Below are 8710 nucleotides of genomic sequence, written 5' to 3'. Positions count from 1 at the left end.
CAATGCGCCGCAGGCGCGAGTATCGCGTGCTGACAGGCGACGCTCGAGGGGGCCGAACCCCCGCGCGCGCCAGCGCGCCAAAAACACAGCACCTTCACGAGCAAGGTCACCTGGCCCACCTTCGCGAGCAAGCCCTCCCCCTCACCTTGACGAGCGAGGTCACCTCCCCACCTCCGCAAGCAGGGCCACCCCCTCACCTCCGCAAGCAGGCACATCCCCACCCTCGCGACCAAGGCCACCTCCCCCACCTCCGCAAGCAGGCACATCCCCACCCTCGCGACCAAGGCCACCTCCCCCACCTCGGCGTGCAGGCCCACCCCCTCACCCCCGCAACCAAGCCCACTTCTCCGCCTCCCAACCAACCCCACCCCGAACCCTCACGCCGTGAACGACCCGACACCGAACAGGCCACCGCCCTCGCCCGCTACCTCCCGCCACACCCCCGGAACCCATGCACAATGAACCCGTGACCGATCGGACCTCCACCCCAGCCGTGCTCGTGGTCGACGACGACGAGGACGTGCTCGCGTCCGTCGAGCGGGGCTTGCGGTTGTCCGGGTTCGAGGTGAGTATCGCCCGCGACGGAGCCGCCGCCCTGCGGGCCGTGTCCGAGCGGGCCCCCGACGCGATCGTGCTGGATATGAATATGCCGGTGCTCGACGGCGCGGGCGTGGTGACCGCGCTGCGGGCCATGGGCAACGAGGTGCCGATCTGTGTGCTGAGTGCGCGTAGTTCGGTGGGTGACCGGATCGCGGGGCTGGAGTCGGGAGCCGACGACTACCTGGTCAAACCGTTCGTCCTGGCCGAACTGGTGGCCCGGATCAAGGCGCTGCTGCGGCGGCGCACCGATACCGCGCCGGCGGAGGCGCCGGACACCATCACGGTGGGGCCCTTGCAGGTGGATACCGCCGGTTACCGGGCGTTGGTGAACGGGCGGGAGATCGAGCTGACCAAACGCGAGTTCGAGCTGCTGTCGACGCTGGCGCGCAACGCGGGGGTGGTGTTGAGCCGGGAGCGGTTGCTGGAGCTGGTGTGGGGCTACGACTTCGCCGCCGATACCAATGTGGTGGATGTTTTCGTCGGCTATCTGCGCCGGAAACTGGAATCCGACGGTACGCCGCGGCTGCTGCACACCATCCGCGGTGTGGGGTTCGTGCTGCGGGAAACGAAGTGAGCGGCGGAAGTCCCGGCAGGCGACGGCGGCGGTCGTATTCACTGCGGACCCGGGTCGCCGGGGCCGCCGCGGCGGGGGCGGTGCTCATCGTCGCGATAGTGAGCGCCATCGCGGTGCCCGCGATCGAACGCAACAATCAGCAGCAGACCGATCAGCAGTTGCGGATAGCGTCCCGGCTGGTGGTGATCGATCCGGTGATCGCGGTGGGGGTGGTGAACCTGGTGGGCCCCGACCGCGATATGGCGCTGACCGTCCGGAACGACGGTGAGGTCGTCGCCTCGAGTTCGATCCGGTTGCCGGAGCTGGATCCGGGTTCGCGGACGGTCGATGTGGACGGAACCCCTTACCGGGTGTTGACGACGACGGAGAATCAACCCGCGGGGCGGACGGTATCGCTGGGTATCCCCGCCACCGAGGCGGCGGAGGCGACGGCCGATCAGCAACGGTGGGTGCTGGTCGGCGGACTGCTGGCGATCGCGGCCTCGGCGGGACTGGGCTGGCTGTTCGGCGGCCGGGCGGTTCGGCCGATCATGGTGCTCACCCGGCAGGTCGGGGCCCGCACCGGATACCGCGACGCGACTCCGGAACCCGTGGACAGTTCGGGCGTGCTGGAGGCCGAACAACTGGCCGACGCGGTGAACACCATGCTGCGCCGGGTCGATCAGGCCCAGGCCGAGACCGCCGCCGCGCTGGAGACGGCCCGGGATTTCGCCGCCGTCTCGGCGCATGAGCTGCGCACCCCGCTCACCGCGATGCGCACCGACCTGGAAGTGCTGTCGACCCTCGATCTGGACGAGTCCCAGCGCACCGAGATCCTCGCCGATGTGCAGCGCAGTCAGGGGCGGGTCGAGACCACGCTGGCCGCGCTGGAACGCCTGGCCTCCGGTGATCTGACCTCCGAACGCGACCATATCGACACCGATATCGCCGAACTCTGTGATCAGGCCGCCCACGACGCGATGCGCCACTACCCCGGTCTCTCGGTCCGTATCGACACCGACGCCGAGCTGGTGACCCGGGGCCTGCCCGCGGGGCTGCGGCTGGCCGTGGACAACGCGGTGAAGAATTCGGTGAAGCACGGCGGGGCCACCGAGGTTGTGCTGTCGGCCCACCGCCATACCGACGGCAGCATCGTCGTCTCGGTCGACGACAACGGCCGTGGGCTGCCAGTCGAAGAGCGCGAATCGGTTTTCGCCCGATTCGCCCGCGGCAGCAACGCCCGCAAAGGCGGTTCGGGTCTGGGTCTGGCCTTGGTGGCGCAGCAGGCGCAGCTGCACGGGGGCCGCGCCTATTTCGACGACGGAGTCCTCGGCGGGGTGCGGCTGGTGTTGCTCCTGCCGGAAAGGCGCGGCTGACCGGGAATTGCCCTTCGGCGTGGCCGGGAAACAGAAACACCCCCGCGTTTTCCGTGGGGGTGTCTCATGCCGTTTCCGGCGGGTATTACTTCGCGTCGAGCAGGTCGATCACGAATACGAGGGTCTTTCCGGAGAGCGGGTGCCCTCCGCCCGCGGGGCCGTAGGCCAGTTCCGCCGGGATGGTGAGCTGACGACGGCCGCCGACCTTCATCCCCGGGATACCGTCCTGCCAGCCCTGGATCAGGCCGCGCAACGGGAAGCTGATCGATTCGCCGCGGTTCCACGACGAATCGAATTCATCGCCGGTATCGAACTCCACACCGACGTAGTGCACTTCGACCGTGCCACCGGGGACCGCTTCCGGTCCGTCACCCACGGTGATGTCCTTGATGGCCAGTTCGGTGGGCGCCGGGCCCTCCTGGAATTCGATCTCCGGTTTGCTCATGCCTTGAATCCCCTTCGATTCAATCGGTGTCAGCGGTTGGTGATTTCGGCGTAGTCCCGTGCACCATAGCCGGTGTAGATCTGCCGCGGACGGCCGATCTTGATGGCCTCGCTGTGCATTTCCCGCCAGTGCGCGATCCAGCCCGGGAGCCGGCCCATGGCGAACAGCACGGTGAACATGCGGGTCGGGAAGCCCATCGCCTTGTACACGACGCCGGTGTAGAAGTCGACGTTCGGGTAGAGCTTGCGCTCGACGAAGTAGTCGTCGGTGAGCGCGGCTTCCTCCAGCGCCTGGGCGATATCGAACAGCGGATCGCTGCCGAGTTTGCTCAGAATGGTGTCGGCGTGTTTCTTGGCGATGGCGGCACGCGGGTCGTAGTTGCGGTAGACCCGGTGCCCGAAGCCCATCAGCTTCACACCGTCTTCCTTGTTCTTGACCTTGCGGATGAACTCCTTGACGTCCCCGCCGGCGGCGAGAATACCGTCGAGCATCTCCAGCACCGCCTGGTTGGCGCCGCCGTGCAGCGGGCCCCACAGCGCGTTGATCCCGCCGGATACCGAGGTGAACAGGTTGGCGTCGGAGGAGCCGACCAGCCGGACGGTGGAGGTGGAGCAGTTCTGCTCGTGATCGGCGTGCAGGATGAGCAGCATATCCAGCGCGGCGGCGATCTCCGGGTCCACCTGGTAGGGCTCCGCGGGGAAACCGAAGGTCATCCGCAGGAAGTTCTCCACCAGCGACAGCGAGTTGTCAGGGTAGAGGAACGGCTGACCCACCGACTTCTTGTACGAGTACGCGGCGATGGTGGGCAGTTTGGCCAGCAGCCGGATGGTGGAGAGCTCGACCTGCTCGGGGTCGCGCGGGTCCAGCGAGTCCTGGTAGTACGCCGAGAGGGCGTTCACGGCGGAGGAGAGCACCGGCATCGGGTGGGCGTTGCGGGGGAAGCCGTCGAAGAAGCGCTTCAGATCCTCGTGCAGCAGCGTATGGCGGCGGATCTTGTCGGTGAAGTCCTCGAGCTGATCCTGGGTGGGTAGCTCGCCGTAGATGAGGAGATAGCTGACCTCGATGAAGGTCGAATTATCGGCCAGCTGTTCGATCGGATAACCGCGGTAGCGCAGAATGCCCTGTTCACCGTCGATGTAGGTAATCGCCGATTTGGTCGACGCGGTGTTGACGAAACCCGGGTCATAGGTCGTATATCCCGTGCTCGCCAGCAGCTTGCCGAGATCGATACCGTCGTTTCCTTCGGCGGCCTCGGCGATCGTCATGGGGTATTCGCCACCGGGAAAGGTGAGAACCGGTTTGGCGTCATTGATGTGATTCTCGGGCACGGAAGGTTCCCTCTCAGGCTTATGACCATCGGCATCGCATGCGGTCGGCACACGGTGCGTTACCGGTAGACGCTAGACCTTGCTTCGGTGGGACCGGCGGGGAGGGTACCCGCGCGTCGATCTCACAATCGGTCCGCGAACGCGTGAGATTCGCCTGCTCTCGCACCCTCTGTTACGGCTGTGACCGGCCGAATCGGGCGAGCGGACCGGACCTCGAGGGCGGCGTCCGGCAGAGCGCGGATCACACCCGTGACCCACCCTCGCGACCGCGTAGGCAAACGTACCCAGTTCACACTCGCCGAAACCGTGCGGAATGTCACCTCCCCACCGGTCCGGGCCCGGTACCGCCCCGGCCGCGGGTTCCGTGCGCGCGCCGGATTCACGGTTGCAGCCGCAGTACCGTCATCCCCTGCCCGGCGATCCGCAGCACGATCCGGTTGTGCAGCCGGCCGCGCCGGCCCTGCCAGAACTCCACCTCGCCGGGCCGCAGCAGATACCCACCCCAATGCGGGGGCACCGGAATCTCGGCGGCACCGGCGAATCGCGCGGTGGTCCGCATCAGCTGCCGGTCGAGGTCGTCACGGGAGCCGATCGGCCGCGATTGCGCCGAGGCCCATGCCCCGAGCTGGGATTCCCGGGGACGCGACCGCCAGTACGTCTCGGTAACCGCGGCCGCCACCCGTTCGACCCGGCCGCGTAGATGAACCTGCCGGGCCAGGTGGGTCCAGAGGAATGTCGCCGAGGCATAGGGCGAGGCCTCCAGTTGCTCCCCCTTCGCCGAGTCGTAGTTGGTGTAGAAGACGACCCCCTCCGGCGAGAGCCCTTTACAAAGGACCGTGCGCGTCACCGGCCGGGGTGCCTGCCCCGCGGAGTCGAGGGTGGCGAGCACCATCGCGTTGGGCTCGGCCACACCCGCCACGGTGGCCTGTTCCATCCATTGCCGCAGCAAGGGCTCCCACCCGCCGGCCACCGAATTCTCGTCGAGCTCGCTGTCGTGTACGACCTGCCGCGATCCCGGGTCCCGCGGACCGGAATGCCCCGCACCGTATTCGGCCCGCATGGCCGCGAGATCGGCGCGGGTTTCCTCCACCTCAGCCATGGGCCAGACGTTACTCCTGAGTAGCAAAGCGCTAGAGTTCTGTTGAAAGGAGAGTCGCGTATGACCACCAATTCCGCGGTTTCGGGAGCCGGCGTGCCGGATGATTTCGTCAGCGGCCTGGAGGGGGTCGTCGCATTCACCACCGATATCGCCGAGCCGGACAAGGATGGCGGCGCCCTGCGCTATCGCGGCGTCGATATCGAGGACCTGGTCCGCAACCGGGTCACCTTCGGTGACGTCTGGGCCCTGCTCGTCGACGGCGAATTCGGCCACGGCCTGCCCCCGGCCGAACCCTTCCCGCTGCCGGTACACACCGGCGACGTCCGGGTCGACGTCCAAGCGGGCCTGGCCATGCTCGCACCCATCTGGGGTTATCAGCCGCTGCTGGATATCGATGCGCCCACCGCCCGGGAAAACCTGGCGCGCGCATCGGTGATGGCCCTGTCGTATGTGGCCCAGTCGGCCCGCGGCATCTACCAGCCCGCGGTCCCGCAGCGCCGGATCGACGAGTGCACCACCGTCACCGACCGCTTCATGACCCGCTGGAAAGGCGATCCGGACCCCCGCCACACCGAGGCCATCGACGCCTACTGGGTGTCGGCGGCCGAACACGGTATGAACGCCTCCACCTTCACCGCCCGGGTGATCGCCTCCACCGGCGCGGATGTGGCCGCCTCACTCTCGGGCGCGATCGGCGCGATGTCCGGCCCACTGCACGGTGGCGCACCCGCCCGGGTGCTCCCGATGATCGAAGAGGTCGAACGCAGCGGCGACGCCCGGAGTCTGGTCAAGGGGATCCTGGATCGCAAAGAGAAGCTGATGGGCTTCGGCCACCGGGTCTACCGGGCCGAGGATCCGCGGGCCCGGGTGCTGCGCGATACCGCCCGCCGCCTGGCCGCACCGCGCTTCGAGGTGGCCGCCGCCCTGGAACAGGCCGCGCTGGCCGAACTCCGCGAACGCCGCCCGGACCGGGCCATCGAAACCAACGTGGAGTTCTGGGCCGCCGTGATCCTGGACTTCGCCGAGGTCCCCGCCCATATGATGCCCGCCATGTTTACCTGCGGCCGCACCGCGGGCTGGTGCGCGCACATCATGGAACAGAAGAAACTGGGCAAACTGGTCCGTCCCGCCGCCATCTACACCGGCCCCGGCCCCCGCGCACCGCAGGACGTCGCGGGTTGGAGCGAGATAGCGGTGTAGCCGAGCGCCTCACTCTCTGCGGTCCCGACAGGCCCGGGTGTGAGCCCGGGACCTGCTCGGGCCCGCCCGGAACCTCTCATGCCCGGTCGGGTTCGGCTTCCCAATCGACAGCCACCGATTCCCCCGTATCGACCGTGAAGAACGCGACCTCCACCCGCGCGCCCAGATCGAGCAACCCGATCGCGGACAGCGGCACCGACTGAACCACCCTGACCCGCCAGGCACCGGGTTCGTCCCAGGTGCGTAGTTCCAGGTCGAGCCGCATGACCGGGTCGTCGCATCCGCAATAGTCCGCCGCGACCGGGGTGACCGCCAGGACCGTGCCGGTCGCCCGCCGCCCCTCGGCCAGGATTTTCGCCAGCCCGGCGCGACCGGGATCGGTGTCGCCGGGTAGATACAGCACCATCCGGTCGCGATCGGCGGGGTCGACCCGGCAGCACACCAGGTCACCGGGACGCATCCGGTCCAGTTCGGCGCCGGACACCCGTTGGCGCACCTGGGCTTCGTAGGGCGCGATTCCGGGCACCCGCACTCGCACCCGGAAGGTGTAGCCGGGTTCGCGTCTGCGGGTTCGTGCCGCGAGGACCGTCGCCGAGCCGGCGGTCCCGTAGGTGAGCAGATCGCGGCGGTCCGCACCCGTCGGCGCTTCACCGCGACGCCGGAAACGGCGTGGCAGCAGGTCGCGTATTCGCCGGGAAGAGGCGGGTAGGGCGGGGCCTTCGCCCGCACCACCCGCACCGTTTTCCTCGGACCCACCTCCGGCAGCGCCCCTTGACGACTGCATGCTCATACCCGGTCACGTTAGCCGGAGTGTGTTACGGGGCACAGCAGCCGCGCGGCTACGCTGTTCGCCATGACCAGTGCGTTCCCGACCATCCCCGATGACCTCAAGCCCGCCGACGGTCGTTTCGGTTGCGGCCCGTCCAAGGTTCGCCCGGAGCAGCTGCAGTCCCTGGTGGAGGTGGGTGCCTCCGTATTCGGCACCAGCCACCGGCAGAAACCGGTGAAGGATGTCGTGGCCCGGGTCCGGTCCGGGCTGCGGGAGCTTTTCTCGCTTCCCGACGGCTACGAGGTCGTCCTCGGCAACGGCGGCACCACCGCCTTCTGGGATGCCGCCGCGTTCGGCCTGGTCCGCGAGCGCTCCCTGCATCTGACCTATGGCGAGTTCAGCTCGAAATTCGCCAGTGTCACCAAGAAGAACCCGTTCCTCGGGGATCCGATCGTGGTGTCGGCCGATCCGGGCAGCGCGCCGGAGCCGGTCGCCGACCCGGCCGCCGACCTGATCGGCTGGGCGCACAACGAAACCTCCACGGGTGTTTCGGTGCCGGTGCAGCGGCCCGCGGGTTCCGGTGACGCACTCGTCGCCATCGACGCCACCTCCGGCGCGGGCGGCCTCCCGGTGAACATCACCGATGCCGACGTCTACTACTTCGCCCCGCAGAAATGCTTCGCGGCCGACGGCGGCCTCTGGATCGCGCTGATGAGCCCGGCCGCGCTGACCCGGGTCCAGGAGATCAAGGACTCCGGCCGCTGGACCCCGGACTTCCTGTCGCTGCCCATCGCGGTGGAGAACAGCCTCAAGGATCAGACCTACAACACCCCGGCGCTGGCGACGCTGCTGCTGTTCGCCGACCAGATCGATTGGCTCAACCGCAACGGCGGTCTGGACTGGGCGGTGAAGCGGACGCTGGATTCGTCGTCGCGGCTGTACTCCTGGGCCGAGGCCAGTGAGTTCGCCACCCCGTTCGTCACCGATCCGGCCCATCGCTCGCAGGTGGTCGGCACCATCGACTTCGCCGAATCCGTCGACGCCGCCGCGGTGGCCAAAACTCTGCGGGCCAACGGCATCGTGGACACCGAGCCCTACCGCAAACTGGGACGCAATCAGCTGCGCGTGGGTATGTTCCCCGCGATCGACCCCGAGGACGTCTCGCAGCTCACCCGCAGCATCGACTGGGTGGTCGAGCAGCTGTAATTTTGGAGCGGCTCCGCCGCTCGAGGTTCGGCCCTTCTGAGCGTCTGCTGTCAGCCCTCGAGACTTGTGGCTTCGCCACGTGCGCTTCGAGGGCTGACAGCAGACGCGGGCCGAACCCTTTGTGTTTGGGCCTC

The 8710-nt window shown here is 68.1% G+C and carries 8 protein-coding genes; 4 read left to right on the top strand and 4 right to left on the bottom strand.

Translation table 11 applies throughout. The features are described from left to right. The first annotated feature begins 466 nt into the window (after window positions 1-466). Both AB0F41_RS31170 and AB0F41_RS31165 read left to right on the top strand, forming a co-directional pair. On the top strand, window positions 467-1174 hold the full coding sequence (locus AB0F41_RS31170; protein WP_357430110.1) for a response regulator transcription factor: 708 nt from the start codon (window positions 467-469) through the stop codon (window positions 1172-1174). Further along, window positions 1171-2529 carry a HAMP domain-containing sensor histidine kinase gene (locus AB0F41_RS31165; protein ID WP_357430108.1) on the top strand — a complete coding sequence of 453 codons (1359 nt, stop codon included), beginning with the start codon at window positions 1171-1173 and terminating at the stop codon, window positions 2527-2529. Before AB0F41_RS31170 ends, AB0F41_RS31165 begins: the two co-directional genes overlap by 4 nt. Before the next feature lie 85 nt (window positions 2530-2614). Here the strand turns inward: AB0F41_RS31165 and AB0F41_RS31160 are convergent, their stop codons facing one another. From AB0F41_RS31160 to pdxH, 3 genes are all read right to left on the bottom strand, one after another. Then, entirely contained in the window at window positions 2615-2974 is a 360-nt protein-coding gene (locus tag AB0F41_RS31160; RefSeq protein ID WP_357430106.1) for an FKBP-type peptidyl-prolyl cis-trans isomerase, read from the bottom strand. Between the two features lie 29 nt (window positions 2975-3003). After that, window positions 3004-4302, bottom strand: a complete 1299-nt coding sequence (locus AB0F41_RS31155; protein WP_357430104.1) for a citrate synthase — start codon at window positions 4300-4302, stop codon at window positions 3004-3006. A gap of 379 nt (window positions 4303-4681) precedes the next feature. Beyond that, window positions 4682-5401, bottom strand: a complete 720-nt coding sequence (gene pdxH, locus AB0F41_RS31150; RefSeq protein ID WP_357430102.1) for a pyridoxamine 5'-phosphate oxidase — start codon at window positions 5399-5401, stop codon at window positions 4682-4684. A 60-nt stretch (window positions 5402-5461) separates the two neighbouring features. On the opposite strand from pdxH, the gene AB0F41_RS31145 reads away from it, so the two are divergent. Further along, window positions 5462-6601, top strand: a complete 1140-nt coding sequence (locus tag AB0F41_RS31145; protein ID WP_357430100.1) for a citrate synthase 2 — start codon at window positions 5462-5464, stop codon at window positions 6599-6601. 76 nt (window positions 6602-6677) lie between these two features. Here the strand turns inward: AB0F41_RS31145 and AB0F41_RS31140 are convergent, their stop codons facing one another. Beyond that, the gene (locus AB0F41_RS31140) at window positions 6678-7391 is read right to left on the bottom strand and encodes a hypothetical protein (RefSeq protein ID WP_357430098.1); all 714 of its coding nucleotides are present in this window, start codon (window positions 7389-7391) and stop codon (window positions 6678-6680) included. Window positions 7392-7454: 63 nt separating this feature from the next. Here AB0F41_RS31140 and serC point away from each other — a divergent pair, with 63 nt between their 5' ends. After that, complete coding sequence (serC, locus tag AB0F41_RS31135) at window positions 7455-8576, top strand: phosphoserine transaminase (protein WP_357430096.1); 1122 nt, start codon at window positions 7455-7457, stop codon at window positions 8574-8576. The last annotated feature ends 134 nt before the right edge of the window (window positions 8577-8710 follow it).

The organism is Nocardia sp. NPDC024068, from assembly GCF_040638875.1.
In the GTDB taxonomy this organism is placed as follows: Bacteria; Actinomycetota; Actinomycetes; order Mycobacteriales; family Mycobacteriaceae; genus Nocardia.
The sequence above is the reverse complement of the archived record's forward strand: the minus strand, read 5'-3'. Positions and strand labels throughout refer to the sequence as shown.

Excerpts from the sequence above, each read along its gene's own strand:
- serC (WP_357430096.1), top strand. The coding sequence starts at position 7,455 with ATGACCAGTGCGTTCCCGACCATCCCCGATGACCTCAAGCCCGCCGAC.
- AB0F41_RS31160 (WP_357430106.1), bottom strand. The coding sequence starts at position 2,974 with ATGAGCAAACCGGAGATCGAATTCCAGGAGGGCCCGGCGCCCACCGAA.
- AB0F41_RS31140 (WP_357430098.1), bottom strand. The coding sequence starts at position 7,391 with ATGAGCATGCAGTCGTCAAGGGGCGCTGCCGGAGGTGGGTCCGAGGAA.
- pdxH (WP_357430102.1), bottom strand. The coding sequence starts at position 5,401 with ATGGCTGAGGTGGAGGAAACCCGCGCCGATCTCGCGGCCATGCGGGCC.
- AB0F41_RS31145 (WP_357430100.1), top strand. The coding sequence starts at position 5,462 with ATGACCACCAATTCCGCGGTTTCGGGAGCCGGCGTGCCGGATGATTTC.